23 protein-coding genes and 1 riboswitch are annotated in these 24912 nt (G+C 36.1%); of the genes, 13 read left to right on the top strand and 10 right to left on the bottom strand.

Translation table 11 applies throughout. The annotated features are described in order from the left end of the window. Positions 1–50: 50 nt before the first annotated feature. Together IE155_RS05240 and gloB are read right to left on the bottom strand one after the other, a co-directional pair. A complete protein-coding gene (locus tag IE155_RS05240; protein WP_189377048.1) occupies positions 51–1694 on the bottom strand; it encodes a lytic transglycosylase in 1644 nt (547 codons plus the stop codon). Positions 1695–1771: 77 nt separating this feature from the next. Further along, entirely contained in the window at positions 1772–2578 is an 807-nt protein-coding gene (gene gloB / locus IE155_RS05235; protein ID WP_189377046.1) for a hydroxyacylglutathione hydrolase, read from the bottom strand. A 55-nt stretch (positions 2579–2633) separates the two neighbouring features. On the opposite strand from gloB, the gene IE155_RS05230 reads away from it, so the two are divergent. Both IE155_RS05230 and IE155_RS05225 read left to right on the top strand, forming a co-directional pair. Next, complete coding sequence (locus IE155_RS05230) at positions 2634–3401, top strand: class I SAM-dependent methyltransferase (RefSeq protein WP_189377045.1); 768 nt, start codon at positions 2634–2636, stop codon at positions 3399–3401. A gap of 10 nt (positions 3402–3411) precedes the next feature. Beyond that, the gene (locus IE155_RS05225; protein WP_189377044.1) at positions 3412–4170 is read left to right on the top strand and encodes a Nif3-like dinuclear metal center hexameric protein; all 759 of its coding nucleotides are present in this window, start codon (positions 3412–3414) and stop codon (positions 4168–4170) included. Positions 4171–4194: 24 nt separating this feature from the next. Here IE155_RS05225 and IE155_RS05220 read toward each other — a convergent pair whose 3' ends face one another. Then, complete coding sequence (locus IE155_RS05220; RefSeq protein WP_189377043.1) at positions 4195–4956, bottom strand: ElyC/SanA/YdcF family protein; 762 nt, start codon at positions 4954–4956, stop codon at positions 4195–4197. A 222-nt stretch (positions 4957–5178) separates the two neighbouring features. Between IE155_RS05220 and IE155_RS05215 the strand changes: the two genes are divergently transcribed. Continuing rightward, on the top strand, positions 5179–6642 hold the full coding sequence (locus IE155_RS05215) for a hypothetical protein (protein ID WP_189377042.1): 1464 nt from the start codon (positions 5179–5181) through the stop codon (positions 6640–6642). 303 nt (positions 6643–6945) lie between these two features. Continuing rightward, positions 6946–7141: riboswitch (Lysine riboswitch) on the top strand. 107 nt (positions 7142–7248) lie between these two features. Continuing rightward, entirely contained in the window at positions 7249–8595 is a 1347-nt protein-coding gene (gene lysC / locus IE155_RS05210) for a lysine-sensitive aspartokinase 3 (RefSeq protein ID WP_189377041.1), read from the top strand. Positions 8596–8740: 145 nt separating this feature from the next. On the opposite strand, the gene queC is transcribed toward lysC, so the two are convergent. After that, positions 8741–9397 carry a 7-cyano-7-deazaguanine synthase QueC gene (gene queC / locus IE155_RS05205; RefSeq protein WP_189377040.1) on the bottom strand — a complete coding sequence of 219 codons (657 nt, stop codon included), beginning with the start codon at positions 9395–9397 and terminating at the stop codon, positions 8741–8743. An 80-nt stretch (positions 9398–9477) separates the two neighbouring features. Here queC and queE point away from each other — a divergent pair, with 80 nt between their 5' ends. Together queE and IE155_RS05195 are read left to right on the top strand one after the other, a co-directional pair. Then, positions 9478–10152 carry a 7-carboxy-7-deazaguanine synthase QueE gene (gene queE / locus IE155_RS05200; protein ID WP_189377039.1) on the top strand — a complete coding sequence of 225 codons (675 nt, stop codon included), beginning with the start codon at positions 9478–9480 and terminating at the stop codon, positions 10150–10152. A gap of 56 nt (positions 10153–10208) precedes the next feature. Then, the gene (locus tag IE155_RS05195; protein WP_189377038.1) at positions 10209–10394 is read left to right on the top strand and encodes a hypothetical protein; all 186 of its coding nucleotides are present in this window, start codon (positions 10209–10211) and stop codon (positions 10392–10394) included. Positions 10395–10424: 30 nt separating this feature from the next. Here IE155_RS05195 and pdsS read toward each other — a convergent pair whose 3' ends face one another. Then, a complete protein-coding gene (pdsS, locus tag IE155_RS05190) occupies positions 10425–12584 on the bottom strand; it encodes a proteobacterial dedicated sortase system histidine kinase (RefSeq protein WP_189377037.1) in 2160 nt (719 codons plus the stop codon). A gap of 34 nt (positions 12585–12618) precedes the next feature. Beyond that, positions 12619–13374 (bottom strand): proteobacterial dedicated sortase system response regulator, encoded by a 756-nt coding sequence (gene pdsR / locus IE155_RS05185; RefSeq protein WP_189377036.1) that lies wholly within the window; start codon positions 13372–13374, stop codon positions 12619–12621. A 198-nt stretch (positions 13375–13572) separates the two neighbouring features. Between pdsR and pdsO the strand changes: the two genes are divergently transcribed. From pdsO to IE155_RS05170, 3 genes are all read left to right on the top strand, one after another. Further along, positions 13573–14355 (top strand): sortase-associated OmpA-like protein PdsO, encoded by a 783-nt coding sequence (gene pdsO, locus IE155_RS05180; protein ID WP_189377035.1) that lies wholly within the window; start codon positions 13573–13575, stop codon positions 14353–14355. 239 nt (positions 14356–14594) lie between these two features. Next, positions 14595–15410: a transporter substrate-binding domain-containing protein gene (locus IE155_RS05175; RefSeq protein ID WP_189377034.1), complete on the top strand. Its 816-nt coding sequence runs from the start codon at positions 14595–14597 to the stop codon at positions 15408–15410. A gap of 71 nt (positions 15411–15481) precedes the next feature. Further along, positions 15482–16195, top strand: a complete 714-nt coding sequence (locus IE155_RS05170; protein WP_189377033.1) for a hypothetical protein — start codon at positions 15482–15484, stop codon at positions 16193–16195. Positions 16196–16207: 12 nt separating this feature from the next. Here IE155_RS05170 and dinG read toward each other — a convergent pair whose 3' ends face one another. Further along, the gene (gene dinG / locus IE155_RS05165; RefSeq protein ID WP_189377142.1) at positions 16208–18298 is read right to left on the bottom strand and encodes an ATP-dependent DNA helicase DinG; all 2091 of its coding nucleotides are present in this window, start codon (positions 18296–18298) and stop codon (positions 16208–16210) included. A 98-nt stretch (positions 18299–18396) separates the two neighbouring features. On the opposite strand from dinG, the gene IE155_RS05160 reads away from it, so the two are divergent. Beyond that, positions 18397–20823: a DNA polymerase II gene (locus IE155_RS05160; RefSeq protein ID WP_189377032.1), complete on the top strand. Its 2427-nt coding sequence runs from the start codon at positions 18397–18399 to the stop codon at positions 20821–20823. Positions 20824–21103: 280 nt separating this feature from the next. Beyond that, positions 21104–21406, top strand: coding sequence for a hypothetical protein (locus IE155_RS05155; protein WP_189377031.1), 303 nt, complete (start codon positions 21104–21106; stop codon positions 21404–21406). A 573-nt stretch (positions 21407–21979) separates the two neighbouring features. Here IE155_RS05155 and IE155_RS05150 read toward each other — a convergent pair. Beyond that, complete coding sequence (locus IE155_RS05150; RefSeq protein WP_189377030.1) at positions 21980–23161, bottom strand: IS110 family RNA-guided transposase; 1182 nt, start codon at positions 23159–23161, stop codon at positions 21980–21982. Between the two features lie 126 nt (positions 23162–23287). On the opposite strand from IE155_RS05150, the gene IE155_RS05145 reads away from it, so the two are divergent. Then, entirely contained in the window at positions 23288–23629 is a 342-nt protein-coding gene (locus IE155_RS05145) for a hypothetical protein (RefSeq protein ID WP_189377029.1), read from the top strand. Positions 23630–23720: 91 nt separating this feature from the next. Here the strand turns inward: IE155_RS05145 and IE155_RS05140 are convergent, their stop codons facing one another. Then, complete coding sequence (locus IE155_RS05140) at positions 23721–23990, bottom strand: Txe/YoeB family addiction module toxin (RefSeq protein WP_189377028.1); 270 nt, start codon at positions 23988–23990, stop codon at positions 23721–23723. Continuing rightward, positions 23971–24243: a type II toxin-antitoxin system Phd/YefM family antitoxin gene (locus IE155_RS05135; protein ID WP_189377027.1), complete on the bottom strand. Its 273-nt coding sequence runs from the start codon at positions 24241–24243 to the stop codon at positions 23971–23973. Before IE155_RS05135 ends, IE155_RS05140 begins: the two co-directional genes overlap by 20 nt. Positions 24244–24414: 171 nt before the next feature. Here IE155_RS05135 and IE155_RS05130 point away from each other — a divergent pair, with 171 nt between their 5' ends. Further along, positions 24415–24855 carry a hypothetical protein gene (locus tag IE155_RS05130; RefSeq protein ID WP_189377026.1) on the top strand — a complete coding sequence of 147 codons (441 nt, stop codon included), beginning with the start codon at positions 24415–24417 and terminating at the stop codon, positions 24853–24855. Positions 24856–24912: the final 57 nt, after the last annotated feature.

Below are 24912 nucleotides of genomic sequence, written 5' to 3'. Positions count from 1 at the left end.
AAAAAAGGTGCCAATTGGCACCTTTTTTAATGGATTAGATAATTGATGTTTTATATATTATTTGTTACATCAATAGACAGTTTAAGTCGTTGTCCTGGCTGTAAATACTTATTTCTATTGAGCTTATTCCAACGTTCTATGTCTTTAATACTGACATTAAATTTGTCAGCAATACGAGCAAATGAATCACCTTTGCGGACTCGATAAGTAATATTACGCATAACAGGGTTTTCATTTAACTGTGTAGTAATACTACTTTTTTCCACTTTACCTTTCTGCCAAACCACGAGTTTTTGGCCGAGTTTAAGTGTGTCACGTGGCGCCATAGCATTCCATTTTGCTAGGCTTCGATAATCAACATTATAAGTTCGGCTAATATCCCATAACGTATCGCCAGATTTAACAATATGGTATGACTTTGTTTTTCCTTGTTGGTTTTTGTTTTGTTTTGCTGCCAAACGTTGTGCTTGAGATAAAATATAAGTATCTGCTGATTGAGAAGCAACAGGTATAAGTAAGTGTTTTCCTTCCCTTATTTGAGTGCCACGAATATTATTGACCTGCTTAATGACACCAATATCGGTATTAAACTTCTTTGCAATTGCGCCCAAGCTATCACCTCGACGAATTTGATAACGTTGCCATGAAAGACGGTCTTTCGCACTTAATTTTTCTAATCCAAGTTTAAATTGTTCTACTTTAGTGTTTGGAATAACTAAATAGTGTGGGCCTTGAGGATCGGTTGCCCAGCGGTTATAACCTGGATTTAAATGTTGTAATTCTTTTAATGATAATTGTGCGAGTTCTGCCGCTTTTGCTAAATCAATTTGAGAGCCAATATCAACTTGGCTGATCACGCTGGTATTATGCAATTCGTATAATTTAACGCCGAATGTTTCTGGTCGTTTTACTAAATCTACTAAAGCGAGTAATTTCGGCACGTAAGCCCGTGTTTCTTTAGGTAAATCTAAAGACCAAAAATCGGTGGGCATATTACGTTGAGCATTTTTTCTAACAGCGCGTTTGACTCGACCTTCTCCTGAATTATAAGCAGCAAGTGCTAATAACCAATCGCCGTCAAAGTATTTATGTAAGTATTTTAAGTAGCGAATAGCACCTTTTGTAGAGGCGACTACGTCACGACGTCCGTCATACCACCAGTTTTGTTTCATACCAAAACGAGTACCAGTACCAGGAACAAATTGCCACATACCGGAAGCTCGGCCGTGTGAATAAGCAAATGGGTCAAATGCGCTTTCCACAATAGGTAATAATGCCATTTCAATAGGAATATTATTAGCTTCTAGTTCTTCTACAATAAAGTGTAAAAAAGGCTCTGCGCGTTTGGCTACTCTATCTAAGTAGGCTTGGTTTTTATTAAACCAGTCACGTTGTACTATCACTCGTCTATTTTGAGGAACATCAAAGGTTATTTTATCTCTAATACGTTGCCAAAGATCGTCTGTTACATAAGTTTCATTTTCAGCAAGCGTTATCTCTACATCATCAACAGGGTGAATTATTTCAAGAGTGCCATCAGTAGCATCTAATGCCTCGCTAATATCAATAGGAGAAGCAATTTCTTCTTGGCCAATGTGTGTATTGGTTGCATTAGTTGCTGCTACATTATCTTGTGTTAATTGGCATCCTGATAAAGTAAGGATAGTGATCAGAGAAAAAGATAAATACTTCATATAATAATATTCAATTTAATTTGGCCAACAGTGTTACTTATTTATGACGACTATTCAACAGTAGTCGCAGCTTGTCTTTAAAAATTATTTTTCCATTCGCGTATTACTGTAAACGATTCAAGGCCTGGCTTAACTGGCTTTCCTGAATATTCTTGAGCACTCGTGACAATAGTTTGGTTATCAGATCGTAAAAATGGATTAATTAAACATTCTGTTGCGATGGTGCTGGGTAACGTAATTTTATTCTGTTCTCGTAATGTACGAACATGATTGTAATAATCAATTAAATCAACATTATCCGGTTCAACAGTTAATGCAAAAGTTAAATTAGCTAATGTATATTCGTGAGTACAATACACGCGAGTTTGCGCGGGTAAATTACTCAATTTAGCCAATGACTGCAGCATTTGTTGCGGTGTACCTTCAAAAAGGCGGCCACAACCACCAGAGAATAATGTATCACCACAAAATAATATATCCTCACAAAAATAAGCAATATGCCCATTAGTATGTCCAGGTACATCAATTATAGAAAAAGTTAAGTCGAACATTTCTAATAAGACATTGTGACCTTCACTTAATTTTATATCGCTACAGTTTTCAGCTTCTAAAGCGGGACCATAAACAGTTAAAGGCCATTGCTGTTGTTGACAATAAGTGCGCAACTCTTCTACGCCACCTATATGGTCATTATGGTGATGCGTAATTAAAATACTATGTAGTTGTAAATTATGTTTTTTTATATAATCGATGCAAACTGCAGCATCACCAGGATCAACTAATACTAACAGATTATTTTTTTGAGAAGTAAGCGCCCAAATATAATTGTCTGAAAAGGCTTTTATCGGGTTAATCTTTATTAGATTGTTGGAATTAGTTGGCACTGCATTATATCCTCAATATACTGACACTATAACAGTATACTAATTTTTTATTTTGATGAAACCAGCATTAGCATTTAGACAGCCTCATTATCCAAGTTCGTGGAAAGATCTACCCAATGGGGAATTAGTACTTGATCATATAGATCAGGCGCTAGCCCCTTGGTGGTCAAAATTTTTTGGCTATCATTTACTTAAAATAGGTGCCTTAAGCGGTAATATAGATACCAGTTTGTCATCAATAAAACACCAAATAACATTAGCTGAACCTAAACATAAGGCAGACATTTCAGCAGATATTGATGATTTACCTTTATTAGAGCACAGTGTTGATGTGTGTCTACTTAGCCACGCACTAGAGTTTTCATTGGATCCACATCATGTTATTCGTGAAGCTAATCGGGTATTAATACCTAACGGTTATTTAGTGATTACTGGGTTTAATCCATTCAGTTTAGTCGCGTTAAATAAGCTTATGCCTTATCGGCGTGAACAATCACCATGGAATGAACGTTTTTTTTCTGCAATGCGCGTTAAAGACTGGCTTCATTTGATGGGGTATGAAATTTTGGATGATCAAAAGTTTTTACACTCAACATTAACGGGTAATATAAGCCAAGGTATTATTGCTAGAAATTGGCGCAAGTTTGCCAGCCGCTACTTACCTAATTTAGGCTCTGTTTATGTTATTGTCGCTAAAAAAAGGGTATTGCCATTAACGCCTATAAAACCCAAGTGGAAACTTAGAACAAAACTTGAAACTATTAATGTATCCACGATGAATTCATCCTCTAGAAATAGTATGGGCAAAACCAATAAACACTAATGGAAGTAAAATGTTAACTAACGATTTTGAAAAGCAGCTCAATCAATTATTAAAGCCAGAACAAATCAAAGATTTTTGTCCTAATGGCTTACAAGTTGAGGGTAAGAATGAAATAAAAAAAGTGATCACTGGCGTTACCGCTACTCAAGCATTAATCGAAAAAGCGATTGAAGAAAAGGCTGATGCAATTGTAGTGCATCACGGTTATTTTTGGAAAAATGAATCCTATGTGATTCGAGGTATGAAATATCAAAGAATTAAAGCGTTAATTGACAATGGTATTAATTTATTTGCTTACCATTTACCTTTAGATATTCATCCTGTTTTAGGAAATAATGCGCAATTAGCTAAACTATTAGGGATAGAAGTGACTGGACCTTTAGAACAAGGCAACCCATTAAGTGTGGCTATTGTAGGTCAACTTTCAACTGCCAGTAGCGGTGGAGCCTTTGCTCAGCATATCACCACGCAATTATCACGTGAATGCTTACACATCGCACCACCTTCAAATAAACCTATTAAGACCGTTGCTTGGTGCACCGGTGGTGGTCAAGGTTATATAGAGCAAGCTGCAGAACTTGGTATTGACGCATTTATTACTGGTGAAGCTTCAGAACAAACCACCCATGTAGCAAAAGAAATGGATATTCATTTTTTTGCTGCTGGTCATCATGCAACTGAGCGTTATGGCGCTAAAGCAATAGCGGATTACATTAACGAAAACATGCCTCTAGAAGCCAAGTTTATTGATATTGATAATCCGGTTTAAAGCTAGCTTCAAAAGTAATAGTGGTTAAAACAACGTTTTTAGCCACTGAACTAATTGACCAACATATTCATACCATGCGCGGGTTGTTTGCGCTAAACTTTTCGTGTTAGGCACATAATATCCCCAGCCTTTTTCATCATGGAAACCTTTAACCCAAGGACTAGCAGGTGCAGCAATCGCATTAACACCTTGTTGGTTAAAATAAGACATTGCTCTAGGCATATGATCTGCATTGGTCACTAGCACAACGTTTTTACCTTTTACTCTAGGGGCAATGAGTTCAGCTTCTTCCTCTGTATCCTTAGCAAAAGGCTCAACTAATATTTTCGAATTATTCACACCCAGTAATAAGGCAGCTTGTTTCACTTTTTCGGCATTAGCAACCACATCATCATGAGCAGCTCCTGAGGTAATTAGCGTTGCTTCTGGATGAATATTTAATATACGTATACCTTCAATTAATCGCTCTAATGAACAAGCTTTTAATTGTGATGTTATTGGCATTGTATTATCTGTTCTATGGCCACAGCCTAAAATTATAATGTAATCGACAGGTGCTTTTGAATGTGTAAATGCTGAGTATTGTGTTTCTATTGGTCTCATTATCCGATCTGAAATTGGTGATAATGAGATGGTTAATAGCAGTATAAAACCGGCAATTAAACACTTAAAACTCATAGCAGGTTTTTTCCGAAATAAAATAAGTGCAACCAATAATAATAATAGAGCAACAGAAAGTGGCATTATCATAGCTGTTACTACTTTTTTTAAGAAGAATAAGTCCATAAGTCTCTAATTAATATGAGTGAATTTTAAATTTAATAAAGTGGCTTAATAATAAGCTAGGCCTATTATAATGAATTTTATAAAAGTATTAGACATATTATCTATTCATAATGAAACAATATATTTCTTTTACTAATCGTAAGATATTCACTCTTAAATTGTGTAGTTAGTGTTCTTGGTGTATAAAATAAATACAATAATAACAAATTAATGGAATGTAAAATGATAGAACGAAAGAATGATTTTAAAGTGATCTTTCTAAGTTTATTAGTTTTTTTAGGAATTTTTAGTGCTTCAATATTTGCTGAAGAATCAAGCGAGGCTTTTTCTCTTAAAGTGGCTAGCGACCTTAAAAAGAAACATAACCCAATGGATACTTTTAATCTGTGGATGAAACTTAAATCAGGTAAAGCGACTTCGACGTATAGTTTTGAAGACGCTATAAAGTTGATTAAAGCAACGCCCGAATATGACATATTACATAAAAGTGCGTCGGCTTCTCCTTACACTTTAGCGCAGTTAAGAAAATCAATGGATGAGCATATTGAAGTAAAAGAAGAGTCAGATAAGAAAGCTTGGGAACAAGCTGTAGAGCCTATAAGCATGTATGGACGGCAATTAGCTTTAAAAGATGCACTAAATTTGACATGTGACTTATCTTATTTACAGCGATTTAAAGAGGACAATACTTGGTTTGTTACTGGGCAATGGAGAGAGTATGGTAAGTATGGATTAGATGAGTTGTTCGATCCGGTTTACCTACATAGGTTTTGTTATGAAGACTTATTTCCAAAGCTCAAAGAAATATATGATAAACAAGAAACACAAGAAGCGCTTGAGCTGGCGGTTAAAAAATATGTATCTAGAGCGCCGCTCTCAGGGAGTGCAACATGTAAAGGTTGTGAACCTATGCGTATGCTTTCAGATAGATTATGGGTTCCTAAAGGACAAAAATATTTTGAAGATAGAATTAAAGAGTTCAAAACGTTAGCACTAAAAAAAGCTTCACCTATTCAACAACCCTCGGTAACGCCCGAACCTGCAAGAACAAATAAGGCTACCGAAACAAAGGTTTCAAATAACAGTACAGATTTAAGTGGATGTCAAACAGGGAGTGGTAACAATAGTTTATTAAATGCTCTAGAAAAGCGCTGTTCTTATGATTTATCAACTCGTGATCAACAGTTTTTATTTGGCTTTGTACAATACTTTATTGATGGTTGTAAAAATGTATCAATTTACCCAGAAAATAGAACTAAGATTTACAACTTTAAAATGAATCAAACATATACAGGGGGAATAACAAATTATAGTGGTTCGTTAGACGATGCAGCCATGGATCCACTTAAAAGTGGTGGTGTGATGAATGCGGGGGTTAAAGCGGGTGAAGCTATTGGTTGTAATGCTCGTGGGGAAAAAATGTTAAATAATGTTCCTTATATTTTAGAGCAAGCAACAAAGTCTAAAGCAGGGGAGCCTAACTTTGTTAAAGAATGTGTAAGTTATTATAATGGAAAGTTTGATTATGATGAAAGAAAGTGTAAATGTGTTGCAGATATAATGATGACTGTAATGCCAGGCATTCACCAAACCTCTTTTTCTCCAGAACTATTTAAAGAAAGTATAAAACGAAGTCCGTTTCTATCAATGAGAATAATGGGAACATGTAAAGCTTTTAACTTTTAGTCTTTAATTTTTAAATACGTAGATAAATTAAATACACTTTTACCCAATTTAAACGGTGAAAGTGTATTTTTTTTAGCTATAAAAATTTTCAATAACAAAAGTAATTTACATGGCTTTTTGTATGTTTATGCCCTTTATTAATTACGACTAAAAATTAATTATAACCAGCCATCTAAAAGTCTATTGATATTAGCTAAATTTTCAGGCTTAATAGCCGTGCTTATCATTAGAACAAATACTCAAATATACTGTTTCTAAGTGGCATTAATTTAGTAAAAAAATGACTAAATTATAACCATGTTAAGCACCAGAAGAGGTGCGTTGGCCAGGTAGTTATCGTGAGGAACCACAATTCCAATGACTGATAATGAGGGGGACTAACGCCGAGGATAATAGTACAGGTGGAGTACTTATTGTTCGGTCACTAAGGTTGAATCCTTAGGATTGTCACCTCTACTTAATTGACTTAAGTAGAATAGGGTGGAGAGCTTCTGGCTGAAAAGACAAGTTCGTACCTTAGCGTATACCTTTCCACTCAGTCATGCTCTTCCTTGTAGTTTAATCGCTAGAATTCATGAATTATTTTAGCTTAGGGAGACTTTATCCATGTCAAAATTAACCGTTGCCAAGTTTGGCGGTACTAGTGTTGCAGATCATCAAGCGATGTTACGCTGCGCGAGTATTATAAAAAATGATCCAAGTAATCGTTTAGTTGTTGTTTCTGCCAGTGCAGGCGTAACTAATTTATTAGTGCGTTTAACTCAAAGTAAAGTTGCTCTACCAGAGCAAGCTGAAATAATTGAAGCGATCAGAAAAATTCAGTTTAACATCACCCAACACCTAAACTGTAAAGATGAACTTAATCATAGTATCAATAATTTACTGGATGAATTAACTACTTATGCGCAAGTGCAATCAACAAGTGCATGTAGTCGAATAGCTGATGCTATTTTATCTTTTGGTGAGCAAATGAGCTCACGAATTTTTGCGCAAGTTTTGCAATCGATTGGAGTTGATGGACATTACTTTGATGTACGTAATGTGATGAAAACCAATAGTTTATATGGTAAAGCTGTTGTGAATACGGTTGAGTTACATCAAAACTGTCAACAACAACTTGCGCCTTTATTAACAAAACAAGTTATTGTTACTCAGGGCTTTATCGGTCAAGATGAAGATCAATACACGACAACATTGGGGCGTGGAGGTTCAGACTACAGTGCCGCGTTACTTGCTGAAGCACTTGATGCCGACGATTTAGCTATTTGGACGGATGTTGTTGGTATTTTTACTACCGATCCAAGAATTACAGATCAAGCGCGTTCTATTAAAGAAATTAGTTTTGGAGAAGCTGCTGAAATGGCAACTTTCGGAGCTAAAATTTTACATCCAGCAACTTTAATACCTGCCATGCGTCATAACATTCCTGTATTTGTTGGCTCAAGTAAAGAGCCAGATAAAGGAGGGACTAAAATTCAACAAAAAGTTGATTCAGCACCAACCTACCGCTCTATTGCGCTTAGGCGAGAACAAACCTTAGTGACGGTTAAAAGCCCAGCAATGTTACATGCAAGTGGTTTTTTAGCAAAGGTATTTAATGTATTAGCTAAGCATGAACTTAGTGTTGACTTGATTACCACTAGTGAAATAAGTGTCGCGATGACGTTTGATAACCCGACAGGCTCAACACAGGCATTACTTAATTCAACAGTAGTTCAAGAATTAGAGCAACTTTGTGAAGTAACAGTAGAGCATGGCCTATCGTTAGTTGCTGTAATTGGCAATAAAATGCAGAAAACTAATGGCGTTGGAAGTCGTATTTTCGACACAATTGATGGGATTAATGTACGGATGATTTGTCATGGCGCGAGTGAACACAACTTATGTTTCTTGGTTGATGAACATCAAGCAAACCAAACGGTTGAGAAGCTACATAGCGCTTTGTTTGCTTAATTGGGCATCTATTCTATTTTGTCGATTGGCCTTTGCCGCCAGGGATGGCGGTAGTAGAGTAATGCAGGCGCAATTACCGATAAGGATAATAATCGACGGTTAACTGTTTGTCGGCATAAATATCGACTTACAGTTAACAGTCGGTTTATTCGTATTCAATCGGGTCAACGGCGTTATTGTCTCTAAATGCTTCCAAACGTTCTTCACAAGCACCACATTTTCCACAGGCTTTTTCTCGACCGTTATAACATGTCCAAGTATTGCTGTAGTCTAAATTCATGGCTAAACCATCGGTTAAAATAGCGGTTTTAGAAACATTTAAGTATGGGCTGAAAATCTCTACTGCTTCATAGTTAGCTATTTGGCAAACATCATTCATTTTTTCAACAAATTCAGGTCGGCAATCAGGATAAATTGCATGATCACCAGAATGCGCGCCGTAATATACTTGAGTAGCACCCACCGAAACCGCATAAGCTACCGCTAAGGAAATAAGGATCATGTTACGATTAGGCACTATGGTTGACTTCATGTTTTCAGCTTCATAATGGCCTTCAGGAATGTCTATATCGTCGGTCAACGATGAGCCGGCTAACAGTTGATTGATTGCTGATATATCAATTACTTTATGATTAACATTGAGTTGTTCACAGACTTTACTCGCACATTTTAATTCTTTTACATGGCGTTGGCCGTAGTCAAATGAAAGTGCGAACACTTCTTTACCGTCTTTTAATGCACGGTTGAGCACGGTAAATGAATCCATGCCACCAGAAAAAATAACAACAACTTTGTTAGTCATTTGTAGGCTCTCTTAGGTATAATAAATAACGCGCGCATTTTACGTTAAATTACCCAGGCAATAAAGCAAAGCATTCAATTATGACAGTTAAGTATAAAATTAATGAGTTATTTCAAACCATTCAAGGTGAGGGGGCCTTTACCGGACAACCTTCAATTTTTATTCGTCTACAAGGCTGTCCTGTTGGTTGCTCATGGTGCGATACTAAACATACATGGGAAATAGATCCCTCACTTGTTATTTCAAGTACAGATCTACTCAATAAAAAACAAGAATCTGAACATTGGTCGCAACTAAGTGCTGATGATATGGTTAAGTTATTTAAGCTACAAAATTACAGTGCGAGACACATAGTAATTACTGGCGGAGAGCCTTGTATGGTTGATTTAACGCCATTATGCGATACCTTTGAATCGCTAGGTTATTCATGTCAAATAGAAACCTCTGGTACTTTTGAAATAAAAACGAGTAAAAATTGCTGGGTGACTGTTTCCCCTAAAGTAAACATGAAAGGGGGGTATGCTATTTTAAACAGCGCCATGCAACGCGCTAACGAGATAAAACACCCTGTAGCAACAGAACAACATGTGGACGACTTAAAAGCATTGTTGAGCGAACATAATATTACCGATAAACCTATTTACTTACAGCCTATTAGTCAAAAACAACGGGCGACTGAGCTTGCCATTCAAACCTGTATTGAAAATAACTGGCGATTATCAATACAAGTCCATAAATATATTGGCATTGAATAACTTAAACATATGCTTTAGCCTGTTAACAGACTCTATCAACTTGAAGGATGCAGGTGATGAATAAGAAAAAAGCGTTTTGGACAATGTGGGTAACTGCTACGTTATTTATCATTTGGTTTTTCTTTGTTATAGGGGAGTTAAAGCAAATGGATTTGGGTAAATCAATAATTCTCACTATAGTTCTTTTGCTCGTTGCTATTCCAATATATTTTTGGATAAAAGATCATCATGATTTTGAATAATTAACGATAATCTGTTTCTATAAGCTTGAGCTATGCCTTCGGAAAGCTCATAGTAATAGTTACGCCTTGTGGATTATGATGATTCGAGGCTTTAATTTTCCCTTGATGAAACTGACAAATTAGGCGGGCGATATATAAACCTAAACCTAAGTGAGGTTGGGTATCTTTACTATTTTCTCTAACAGATACCATAGAATCAAATAAGCGCTCATGCATCTGCTCAGGTAATAACATACCGTTATTGCTAATATGAACCACTATTTCTTTTGCATGATCTTCTGTCGTAATAAAAATTTGTTGGTCCGTAGTAAATTCAGCGGCATTAGCAATAACCTTATCAAAAAGTTGCGCAATATGTTCTGGTGAACCATTCATAATGAGAGCTTTATCACTTGCATTAAAATGGAAATTTATTGTGTTATACACTTGCTGGTAGCCTTGAATGCATCCGTTTAATACTTGATTGAAATCGAAATTCACCCGTTCACTACTTATTAGCATTTGCTCTATTCGTGTTGCTTCACTCATACTGGTTAAAATCGCATTTAGCCTCGAAATGCCACCTTGAGCGCGGTCAATATACTGTTGGCTCTGTTGTGGAATATTATGTAAAGATAAGTTTTCAAGTGAAGTTCTAACAACCGCGATTGGTGTACGTAATTCGTGTGACAATCTAGATGACATGCCTTCTAGGTATTGATTATATTGGCTTAAACGGTTGACCACTTGGGAGAAACTACGAGAAAGATCGCCTATCTCGTCATTAGCCGTTGAAGCCGTAATGTTAGCGGTAATGCGACCATTTTCATCTATTGCATGCTCTGCTTGGTTTCTTAAGCGACTAATGCGATTAGAAATACGTGACGCAAATAGTAAAAAGACCACCGCGCTGATCAGTAAAATAGCAATAATAGCGCTAAACAGTTTTTCTAAGGCTTTATTTCGTAAAGTTCTAATACCATTAGTCGTTTCTTCAACAATAACCGCGCCATGAACTTGTTGATTAATAAAAATAGGGTAGGCGGCAGACAGAACCACGGCTTGCTGATCTTTAGTTAAGCGCCATTGTGACGAAGGTTCACCAATTAAGGCGGTTTCAATATGTTGTCCCGTTAAGTTCTGCGTATCATATAGATTATCAATAAAGGCTTTTGGGGGTTTGGTAAGAAACTTATAATATAGTGGGATTAACCATTGTTGTTCAACCTTTTGCCAGAGGCTTTGATTCTCAGTATTTAGATTTTCATCAGGTAAACGCGTACGTTGCCAGACACCTCCAGCTTTCGTTAAATCACCAGCACTTGCTAACACACGTTTATGTTGATCAACCACCCATATACGAGAATTAGTATGGCTCATACCTTTTACAATACGTTCAATTTCGGGGGATGGTACAACAATAGTACCTAAGGTTTCTTTCTGGCTAGGATCAGCAGAACCAATACTGGAAATTACTTCGCCACCGGGGCTGTCTACATCATGCACAGCAAAGGCAATTTGATCGCCAACCTGAGTTAATGGAACTCGTAATTCAATATTGTATCCTTGGGGAGTTGTTAACCAGTGACCTTGAATAAAGTTGGCAACTTCAGGAAATGGACCCGACAAATTAGTAATACGATAACTATCAAGCCAACCTACTTGTTTATTGGCGATAACGTAACGATTAAATATACCCTCATGATCGACTAAAGCGATTTCTAAATGATCATTATTAACGATACTTTGGGCATTTTTAGCACGAAAAATAACATTATTATCTACCACACTAATAAACAGGTATAAATATTTGCCATATTTAGCAATGGTTGCGGTAAATTTATGCTCTGAATCTTGTGTATTTAATACTTGATTGAAGCTATTTTGTTGATTGTATAAATGAATTCTACTATCGTAATTGGGCCAATCATTTGGTAGGCCATCTAACTGAATAGCTTGCTTTAATTCATAACCATAAAAGTCTTTTCCTTGTTCAACACTTGGTAAAAAACTCGCTTGATTATTAAACAAGTTCGGGCGCTCATGTAAAGCGGTGGCTAGGGCTCGCGCCGAACCTAAAATAGTTTGCTCTTGGCCAAAGCGTAGGTATTTTTCCATTTCCCAAACATATTGATAACCAAACCAAGGGACGGTAAATAATACGCTTGAGAGCAACAACAACTTTGCTCTTAGGCCAAATCTAATTCGCATAACGACACTTACTATTAATTATCAGCATTTGTTTTTAGTTTTTTATTTTATTGTTAACCGGTGTTGCGGTGCTATTTGAATTGGTACTTGCGTTTGTATTTGCGGTATTCCAGCGATAACCCATGCCATAAACGGTTTCAATACAGTCAAAAGACTCATCAATTTTAATGAACTTTTTTCTTATACGTTTAATATGAGAAGTAATTGTACTGTCATCTACGAATATTTTGGATTCGCTCATTAATTGCTGACGATTCTTCACAAAGCCTGGGTTTTTAGCCAGAGCATGCACCATCCAAAATTCAGTGATAGTAATGTCTAATGGTACCGACAGCCAAGATACGGTCATGCGTTGAACATCAATTTCTAAATGCTCTAAATTAAGGATATGTTCCTTAGTTGAAGGTTGTTTTAATGCATCTTCACGTCTAAATAACGCTGCAATTCTAGCGGTTAAATGTGGCAAACTAATATCTTTAGTTAAGTAGTCGTCCGCTCCAATACGTAAACCTGATACAGTATCAACATCGTTGTCTCTTGCCGTAAGAAAAATAATTGGTAGCGTAGTAGACAAGGTTCTTAGCCACTGACATAAAGTAAACCCTCCATCGTATTCTTGTTCTAAACCTATATCTAATATCACTAAATGAGGTAACTGTAATGTAAAAGCTTGGGTTGCTGTTTCTCGATTAGCAAATGTTTGAACTTGGTAGCCTTGCGCTCTTAATACATCAGCATAATTTTCTCTGATAGCGGCTTCATCTTCGACAATGGCAATTCTTTTCGACATAGGTGTAAATCTTAACAAATAGTGTAAGTAGGTGAACTATAACCAATATTAATGATGGCGTCTTGCATAAGTCGAAATTGCCATATTCTTGCCACAATTGATCTGCACATTGCCATTTTTATAGCGTTTGAATGCCTAATTCTTTTGTTTAAATAACATCATCTAAACAGAACTCATAAATAAAACTTAGGAAATATTATGAAAACATTCACTAAAAACTCAATTTTAAACGCAATGGTTATTACTTCATTAATTGCAACACCTGTTATGGCAAATGAACAAGCTATTACTTCTTCAGAAAATGAAAGCGGTTTGTCAGCTGAAGGTAAGGAAGGGGTTGGTTTAGGCGTAGGTGTTGTTCTTGGTGCTATTTTTGGTGGCCCTGCAGGCGCATTTATCACTGGAGTTGCTGGTAGTTTAATAGCGAAGGAAATAAATGCTAAAGAAGAGATAACCTTATTATCAAACAATCTTGTCAAAGAACAGCAAGCAAAAATTGCCTTAGATGAAAAATATGAGCGTCAACTAGATCAACAAGAACAAGCTTTTAGTCAACAGCTTGCCGCAGTTAAGTCGTCGTTATCTCAAACAAGCCAATTACAAGCAGAGAACTTATTGATGAGTTTACAATTTTCAACAGGCTCTAGCGAATTAAAAGCTCATTATAAAGCGCAAATTGATGCTTTAGCTAACTTGCTTAAACAGACCAATGACTTAGATGTAGACTTATCAGGTTATACCGATTTACAAGGCGATTCTAAATATAACCATGCTTTATCAATAGCACGTGTGAATTCAGTTAAAAAAGCTTTAATAGACAATGGGATAGAACCAGATCGTATTAAACTTTTCGCTTTTGGTGAAAATGCACCTGTTGTTGCTAATAGTGAAAAACAAGTGAGCTTTTATGACAGAAGAGTTGTAATTAAATTACGACCGAGTGAAAACCAAAACTTACATGATGTCGCTAATAACTATTAATGTATAAAAACCAATAGCCAATTGTTTATAGTCAACTTTAAAATACTTGGGAGGTGTAACATATAATAAATAATAAAAGTGAATAAGCTTAAAGACCAGTTATTTTGTATAATAACTGGTCTTTGTATTTTAGAACGATAATGATCTAAATTGAGATAAAAAATCATAAATGTATTTTTATGTTATTAAGCTACACTTACTAATAAGTTTTCTCATTGAATATAACGTAGGGTTTAGTAATGCAATATCAGCTAAATACTAATACGTTAAAGCCCAATGCTTTTATATCACCAGAGGTTATGAGTAAATTGTCATATTTATTAAATGTTATTGTGTTATTAGTGTTGTTAGTTAACACAGTGAATGCCCACGCTATAGAAGAAAGTCAGCTGTATTCGCCGGTTAATAAGGTAAATAATAAACTAATTTTTGGAACAACTAATAGCTCCGATACTCAGCTATTTAAGCAAGCGAATGCGATTTTAACTTATGCTTTTTCCCAGCTAAATTATGAATTTTCTTTGGTGAATTTACCTAATAAACGTAATTTGTTATGGGCAAATGATGAAAAACTTGATGGGATAGCATTTAGAGTGGATAAATTGGAAGATTTTTATCCTAATATTGTCAAAGTAGAAGAAGCACTATTTACTACAGAGCAATGGGTTTATAGTCGAAAAAATATTGAAGTTGATGGCTGGCAAAGTTTATATCCTTATATATTAGCGTATGAACAAGGTTCTTTATTTATTGAACAAAACAAAGATTATTTTCTAAATGTAATAGCGGTAACATCTACTGAAAATGCATTTGCATTAGTTGATAAACAACGTGCCGACTTTACCATAACAAGTCAGTCGACAGGAGATTTACTGCTTGAACGAAATAAAGATTATGCAGGTAAAATAAAACGTCAAAGTCCTGCATTGATAGAAATATCTATGTTTAGTTATATGCACCAAAAACATCAAGGATTAGCGGTTGAGCTAGCTCAAGAGTTAAAAAAAATGAAAGCAAATGGGAAGTATGACGCGCTAATGCACCAAGTTCGGTAAGTGATTTTTTAATTGTTAGAATTATTTTCTATAGTTTTAAATGTTTTACAGTTATCAGGAATTAAAAATTTATGGATAAATTGGTTGTTCTATTGCTTAGTTTTGTTGTTAGTTTTGATGTGCTATCAGCCGAAAGTAAAAATATTCCAATACAAGGTTCTTCAATTACTGTTGCCACAGTACCTAATAATCAGTTATTAAATTGGTATAAAAATTATATTTTAAAAGCCTATACCGATATTGGATACAAAGTTAGTTTTGTTGAATACTCTTTAGGTAAATCGGTTGTAGAAGGTAATAAGGGCAAAATTGATGCGCTCATTGTTCGTACCTCAGAAATAGAAGACAAACTCGTTAACTTTAGACGCGTGCCTACTGTTGTAGCGAAAGGAAAGTTAGTCCTTTATTGTCAAAAAAATGTAGAGTGTTCAGAAGACGTACTTAATGAGCGGCAAAACTTAATTGGCATTATTTCAGGTACTAATGTTACATCTCATTACATGCAAGATAAAAAGGCCAGTGTCTATCAAGTAAAAACTGCCGATAATGTTGCTTTGATGCTGGAGAAAAAAAGGTTTGACTATATTTTAACGATTGATGAAGACTATTTTGGGAATTACTCTAACCTTCCTCAGGAAGACTACAATCGAATTATCATTAAAGAAGTATTTGGCTATCATTATGTTCATAAGAAAATTGCTGGGCTAATACCTCAACTTACTACTTCTTTAGCTAATGCAATTAATGCTGTAGGCCCACCTAAGCTAGCCAGTAAAAATCAATAGACCTAGGCATTATTAATGCTTAATTATTTTATATGGGGGTAAGCTATTTAATAGATCTTTACCGTAACGTTTAGTCAGTAAACGTTTATCCATTATGGTAATAGTCCCAGTGTCTTTTTCATTGCGTAATAAACGACCTGTTGCTTGTACTAGCTTTTTAGAAGTATCAGGTACAGATAAAGACATAAATGGGTTGCCACCTTTTGCTGAAATATACTCAGCTTGAGCTTCTTCAACAGGAGATGTTGGTACAGAGAAGGGCAGTTTAGTAATAATTAAATTCGTTAAATATTTACCCGGTAAATCTAATCCTTCTGAAAAGCTTTGTGTGCCAAAAATAATACTGGGTTTGTCTTGGTCACAGCGTTTTTTATGATCTTCAATAATATGTTGGCGAGATTGTTCACCTTGCACTTGAATCGTCATTTTATGCTTTTCTCGTAACGACTTTGCGACTTGCTCCATTTGCCAATAAGATGAAAACAACACTAATGTTGATTTGTCTTGTGCAATCAGCTCAGGTAACTTAACAATAAGTTCATCAGTAAAATTAGGTGAACTAGGCTCATTATCCATATTGGCAATAATCAAAGCGGCATTATTTTTATAATCAAAAGGAGAGTCGACTCGTTGATATTGGCTGCCATCATCGATTGATAAGCCCACTTGTCTTCGAAAGTGGTCGAACGAATTTAAGGCTAAAATAGTAGCCGAGCATAATACGGCACCTTCACATTTAGACCACAACATATCTTCCAACGTAAAACCTACATCTATTGGTGAGGCCGATAAAATATAGTCTTGGCGTTTACCTTCTACTTTTTCTAACCATCTTGCTAAAGGCGCGCCTTTCTCGTTATCAGACGTTGCATACATTTGCCATAACGCTTGAAAATTTTCTAAGCGTTGCAGCATAAAGCCTGCTTCGGCTAATAGTGGCTCAGCCAAATACATTTGCGTGTCGCCGTCTTTAGTTGACTCCATTAACAAGTTATAAAGTTTATTGGTGTGGTTAATACATTTTTTGCTTAATTCTGCTAAGTCTTCAGCCCAATGCTTTAGGGTTTTAGGAATAATACCGTTGGGATAACGATAAACCGCGTCGTCATTTTCTTTTACGCTAGCAAAATAAGCTGGGGCATTATTATCAAAAAAAGTCACAACCTTTTGCATTTCGGTAATTGTGTCTTGGCAGTCATCGCCTAGTTTTAAAGCGGGTGAAATAGCTGATTGAGATTTTACCAATGCAGAAATTTTATCACCGGTTTCTTTTAACTTAGTTAGCCATTCTATTGAGCCTTTAGCAGTAACGTTGGCGCTGGAATGATCACGTGTTATTTTGGGTAAATGATGGGCCTCATCAATAATATAAAAGGTGTCTTCAGGTGCTGGTAATATTTTTCCTCCACCTAAGGCTAAATCAGCTAATAACAAACTATGGTTGATCACTAATACGTCTGATGCATCCATGGTTTCACGGGCTTTATGAAAAGGGCAATGGGCGTGCTCAGCTAAATGCTTTAAACAACTATGTTTGTCGCATTGTATTTGTTGCCAAATATGATGAGGAACAGGATCAGGCCAAGAGTCTAAATCGCCTTGCCAGCTATTATCTGTTAATTTTTTGTGCATGTTGTTTAAGGTTTTTACGTCAAGCGCACTAGGTTTTTGAGCGAAAGTAAAACCCGCTTGTGGGGAGTCGTCACTAGAAACAGCGGTTGCTAATTTTTGACGACATACATAGCGTTGTCGACCTTTTACTAGAGTAAAATTAAAATCAAGACCTGAATTTAGCTTTAAAAAGGGTAAATCCTTATCAACTAATTGCTCTTGTAAAGCAACCGTTGCTGTTGAAATACATACTTTTTTATCACGCGAAATAGCTAATGGAATTGCCCCTAAACTATAAGCTAACGATTTACCCGTGCCAGTGCCAGCCTCAATGGTGATAATTTTTCTCACTTTATCGTATTCACCAGCAAGAGTTTTAGCGATTTCGGCAATTAAAAACGTTTGCTGTTTTCTCGGATTAAAATTAGGTAAATTCTCGCCTATTGCTTTGTATGAAGAACGAATGGCTGTTTTTACTTTATCACTTAACATTTTATCACTTAAGGTTAGCCTAATGGTTTCCATTAAAGGCACTATCAATTACACTACTGTGTATATTAACAGTTTATTAGCGAAAAATAGAATCATTAATGCAAGTTTCTGCGGATAATAGCGCTTTAATTACTGGCGAAGGTATTTTACTTACTCGACAAGTCATAGATACCCGTCAAGGTACCTTAGTACATTTATGGTTAAAAACGACAACAGGTCCAGTAAAATTAGAAATTAGCAATGAAACTCCAGTGTTTTTTATCGAACAAAAAGATAACGAAGTCGCTCAAAAACTGCTTAAAAGTGTTCAATCTGATAAAACACTACTTAAACCTCTCGCGTTAAAAACATTTACTCAGCAGCATGTTACTGGCGTGTATTTTAACAAATTACGCGATTTTTATATCATCAAAGATTTATTCAAACAGCATAATATAAAGTGTTACGAAGATGATTTTAGGCCTGACGAACGTTTTTTAATGGAACGCTTTATTACAGGGCAAGTTTCTTTTGTGGGCAAGCCAAGCAATATAAGGACTAATGCGCTTAACCATTACGCTTGTTATCAAGAGGTTAAGTGTAAGCGTTGTGACGACCCTGCTTTATTATCAACATCATTATTACATACAGTGTCACTTGATATTGAATGTTCTATGACAGGTGAACTTTATTCTATCGGGCTTTATAGTGAAACCACACGAACTGTATTAATAATAGGCCAGCCACAAGCGCTTACAGCAGAAATTGATTTTGATTTAGTTTGGTTAAATGATGAAAAAGCACTATTAACGGCACTTAACCAATGGATAATAGAACACGATCCCGATATTTTTATTGGTTGGAACGTTATTAATTTCGATTTTGCATTATTACAAAAACGCTATGATTTACATAATATTCCTTTTACCTTAGGGCGAGACAAGTCTGAACCAAGATGGCGTAAACATGCCAATGGTGAGCAAAAGTTTATTGATATAGCAGGGCGTGTGGTAATAGACGGTATAGACATGTTAAGAAGCGCCACTTATAGCTTTCCAAGTTTTTCTTTAGATTATGTTGCTAATGCGCTACTGGGTATCGGTAAAAAAGTAGAAGATGTTGATAACCGCGTAGCTGAAATTACACATAACTTTCATCATAATAAACTTGCACTTGCCACATACAATCTTGAAGATTGTCGCTTAGTTAATTTAATTTTTGCGAAAACTCAACTGTTAGAATTTGCCATATTAAGAGCGCAACTTACAGGGCTATCACTTGATCGAATTGGCGGTTCAGTCGCTGCATTTACTAACCTCTATTTACCTAAATTGCACCGTAGTGGTTATGTAGCGCCGAATATGGGCGATGGTTTACAAGGTTTAGTGTCTCCTGGTGGTTATGTGATGGATTCTGTACCCGGCTTATACCGCAATGTATTAGTGCTTGATTTTAAAAGCCTATATCCCAGTATTATTCGTACCTTTAAAATAGATCCTATGGGCATGATCGAAGGGCTTAAATCACCAGACAATAGTATAGAAGGGTTTGACGGTGCTTATTTTTCTCGTGATAAACACTTTCTCCCCAATATTATTAAAAGCCTTTGGGCTGAACGAGATAAAGCAAAAAAAGAAAAAAACAGCGCACTGTCACAAGCGATTAAAATAATAATGAACTCGTTTTATGGGGTTTTAGGCTCAACAGGGTGTCGTTTTTTTGATCCGCGATTATCAGGTTCAATTACTAAACGTAGTCATGAAATTTTAAAAACTACGCAACACTGGATAGAAAAAGAAGGTTACCGCGTTATTTATGGCGACACAGATTCAATTTTTATTCATGTAGGTGAAGATAAAAATTCTGAACAAAGCCAAACTCTAGGCATAGAATTAGCTGAGTTAATAAATAATAAATTAAAAGAAAATTTAGCTAAGCGCTTTTCAATAGAAAGCGAATTAGAAATAGAATTTGAAACCTACTTTAGTCAGTTTTTTATGCCAACGATACGTGGGTTAGATATTGGCAGTAAAAAGCGTTATGCAGGGCTTGTAGAAAAAGCAGGGCAACAACAACTCATTTTCAAAGGTTTAGAAAGTGTACGTACTGACTGGACAGAATTAGCAAAAGAGTTTCAACGTACCCTTTACTTAAAAGTATTTAACCAAGAATGTGTTGTTGACTACGTTAAAGAGACTGTTGCTAAAACATATTCCGGCGAATTTGACGATAAACTGTTATACCGAAAGCGAATTCGTAGAAAGCTAGACCATTACGTAAAAAATGTACCTCCCCACATTAAAGCCGCTCGGTTAGCCGATCAGCAGAATAGGGAAAGTAATAAACCGCTAAAATTTCAAAATAAAGGCTGGATAGAATACTACTTAACCACTTCAGGGCCACAAGCTAAAGGCTATGTTAATGCACCTTTAGATTATCAATTATACGTAGAGCGGCAACTTGCTTCAGTTGCTGATGCTATATTACCTTTTATTGGTACTAGCTTTAACGAAATTACCGATGCCCAAATGAATTTATTTCATTAATGCACATTCAAGCGACCCAATTAAAAATATATTACAGATCTCTTTATAAACAACTGTAAGTATTTACAAGTTTACTTAAATCCGCCTTTCCACAACAAAGGCGGCAAATTGCCTTCTTTCACGCAAATGTAAAATAAACGCCTATTACATAAGATTTTGTAATTTAATATTTAATCAAGTAATCTTAGCTACAAAAAAATAATCAAGGTTGATACTGTACGTCTGTGAAAAGGCTGATCGTAACCGCCTATTAAGCTGTTAGTTGTACCAAGGGTTCGGTATGAAGTTATCTAAACGGAAAAAGTATAAGTTACATGAAATGCTTGCTATATGTGAAAAACACCAAGGTGAGTACCTTAAAGTAACTCACGGCTCAGGAAGTTGGGCTACAACATATTCAAATGAGTTTATTGATGCCGCTGCTAGTATTTATAACTTATATAAAACATCTGGCTTTCCTAATCCTATTCACCAACTTTCTCAAGATTTTCAACGTTGTAAAATAAAATCATGTAGGGGAAGCAAAATGGATGAGGATCGAGTGAAATACCTTTATAAAACACATTTGAAAAGTAAGCTGTAAAGTACAACTAACAAGCTAATAAATAAGGACAAAAAACAGTTTNTCGGTCTCTCAACAGAGGAGCCATCGTTCAATCGAACTGTCGTATAAAAAGGCTTTGGTTGCAGCCAAAGCTTGGGCCTCACTTCACCTAAACTGGTTTTAAAAAAGAACATGGATGTGGGTGTTATTATCCATACAAGTCGTTAAAGCAGGACAAAAAACAGTTGGCTGTTTTCGTTCCTCAACATTTTAGTAAACAATTTTTTGCCCATTATTAGGGCGTTGGTATGACTCCCCACGTCAACTTAAAAACACTGATCCCTGCTCAAAAAACAGAGCCATAATTCATTATTGATAAAATAAAATGAGTTAACGCATAGATGAAGCAAGTAAATTCGTCGGTTATCATGCTGATATTCGTGGATTATTAACCTGTTGGCTAACAGCGCTTACCTTACTTGTTCCGTCGTGACACCTGTTTTCAGTCTATGCTCGTGGTTCAATAGCGCGTAGCGCTATTGCCATCCTAACGCCCTCGGTTGTTGTGCCACACCCGATGCTTGATCCAATGCGCTAACTCAATACCTATACTCATGCGGGTAACCTTGAAATCCGTGTACGTGGATCGATAGGGGTTATGACAACCTCTCGTGATATTGCCCAAATATAGGCGATTATTTCTCTCGCTATCGCAGTAACCACGACATTGCGATGTTTACCTTTTTGCATGAGACGTTGATAACGTCGGCATAGCCTTAATTGTGCTTGCCAGGCAATATCAACGATTACTTTACTCAGTCCTTCTTGCCTTTTCTGTAGTTCAGTAGAGATATTGGCTTTATGTTTGTAGGTTTGAGCACCTTCGATAAGTAATCGTCTCGCACGTCCATTGCCACATTTAGTGATTTTCCCTAACCGGCGTGTATCTCCACTTGAACTTTCACTCGGCACTAATCCTAGGTAGGCCATTAGTTTTCTGGGATGATCAAAACGTCGTAGATCTCCTAATTCGGCAATTGTACCCACCGCAACTAGCATTCTAACGCCACGCATGGCTTGCACTGCTTTAACGCCACGCATGGCTTGCACTGCTTTAACGACAGGATAATAGCGCCATTGTTTCACTTGGTGTTCAAGTTCGTTCACCAAGCGAGTGACTCGTTTCATTCGCTCAGTAATGGTTTGTATCATTTCCTGTAAAACAATTTGTTGGCTTGGATGAGGTAACACCAATTCAGTGAGCCAACGTAAATGTTTATTCGACCAATTATCCTTTACTGCGCATTTAATGTTATTCCTTAAAAACACCCCCTTGAGCTGAAACTTAGCATCTTTTAAGTCTTTCATTGCGGTTTCACGAGCGCGCGATAAATCACGAATGGCTTCATCTTCAGGCTCTGGGACATAGATGGTTGTTAGCGTTTCAGCTTTAAATAGTAACGCTAGTTTTGCTGCATCACGTTTATCAGTTTTTACTCTATCACCTGATTTTTTAGGGATAAGTGAAGGCGCAACGATATAGCAACAATGACCTAAACTTGTGAGCAGTCGATAGATCCAATAACTGCATGGGCCGGCTTCATAAATAAAATGCAGTGTTGCTTTAGGGTATTTGGATTGTAGTTGTCTGGCTAGCTTAATGAAGGCAGCCTTGTTGGTATTTATTTTTCCAAACGATTCAGGTTTAGCGCCACGTTCGTCTTTTAAAACAGCGAGTTGGGTAAATATTTTATGTGTATCTAATCCGATAAAAATTATGCTACAGTTATTCATGCTAGCCTCCGCTTTAGTTCATTAACAAACTAATTATGGCTCTGATTTTTTAAGTTAACCCACGATATGGAGGCTAGCCTCATGGGGAGTCATTATGTCTATGTTTTCACAAGGAAGGAGTTTTGTGTGAAATCTAAAATTATTTTCTCATTATTTATTATTTTTATTTTTTTATCTGGTCTTACTGCCGGTTTCTTGGGTGGAATTATAAATTCAGCTTCTCCTGTTATTGGTCAAGTATGGGCTGGAGCTAAAGAAATGCAAGCAGCTATTTCGTTAATAGATAAAAATGAATTAAGTAGAGCTAGAGATTTATTGTGTAACTCTATTCAAACAAGACTTGTTATTATGGATCAACTTCAGCCCGTTAAAAGTGAAACCACATCCAATATTCATAAAGCACTCGAAGGTTACCTTTATGAAGATATTAAAAAAGATAAACCAGAGTTTCGTGCAACTTGTATATAACAAGTTGCTCAAACGGACAAATTACAGTTGGTTGGCGCTTCGCGCATTATAACCAACCATAATTTGCCCCTTAGCAAAGCGTTATATTTTTCTAATGGTCGGCGTAATGTCCACCAATAGCGAATATATAAACATACTCTTCATCGAACTTGTAAATGAGTCTGTCTTTTTGAGAAATTCGCTTCGACCATAAACCAGACAGGTTATGTTTTAGTGGCTCGGGTTTTCCTAATCCACTACTTGGATCTGAGCGAAGCATTTCTTTTAATATTTTACATAGCGCTTTATGTAATTTTTTATCTTTTTCTCTTAACTGCTCATAAGTGAGCCACGTTTTACCTTCAAAGATTAATGATCTCATCTAATTGCTCTTGTGATGGTTTGTGGCCTTTATTACTCTTATGTGTATTCATTGATTCAGCTATTTGTTGCATCAAGCTATTACTTTGTAATACGTGTAATGTTTCTTGTTCTCTTTCCCAGTCATCAGCACTCATTACAATAAAAGCATCGCCAGCACGCCTAGTTACTTTAATAGGTTCATGCTTGCTAACTGTCTGTTCAACGTATGTTTTTAAGTTGTCTCTAAACTGATTTACACTTATGCTGTCCATAGTAAGCTCCAATATTATGTACGGTATTGTCGTACATTGTAGTTTAAAAAATATAACAAGTCACTTAAAAGGACAAATAACAGTTGGCTTTTGCTCCTGCGTCGCTAATTTTAGCCAACATATTATTTTCCTCTGATTGAGGCGTTAGCATAACAAGGAGGTTTTGCAATTATGGTTCTCATTCAAAGTCGATATCAAAATATTTTCAATCGATTTTACTTAGGCTCCATTAATTATTTTTGGGCTCTTTTACCTTTAATAATACTCCCATTATTTTTTGACAAACATTCAAATAATCTAGGTATTGAACTTTACGTTATATCATTTATTGTTCCGCTTGTTGCAATAACTCTGTGGTTAGTAGTTTTCAATTCAGGTCAAAGCAAAATAATTGAGTATGGTCTTGAAGCAAATGAAAATGGTATAAGTTTCATAAAATATGGCTCTAAGCAAACTATTAACTGGTCTGACTTTGCAGGGTTTGTAATTATAAATAGGTTGCCACGTTTAATTATACTTAAAGGTGCTAACGATCAAAATATTGAGTTCAGCTATTACACGTTTTCCTCGGAACAACGAAAAGAGCTTTTTCAGGTTTTATCTACAAAGTAATGCTAACTAGTCGTTAAAGCAGGATAAATAACAGTTGGCTTTTGCTCCTGCGTAGCT

Source organism: Thalassotalea profundi (genome assembly GCF_014653195.1).
GTDB lineage: Bacteria > Pseudomonadota > Gammaproteobacteria > Enterobacterales > Alteromonadaceae > Thalassotalea_B > Thalassotalea_B profundi.
Note: the sequence above shows the minus strand (reverse complement) of the source record. Positions and strands in the feature narration are given on the sequence as shown.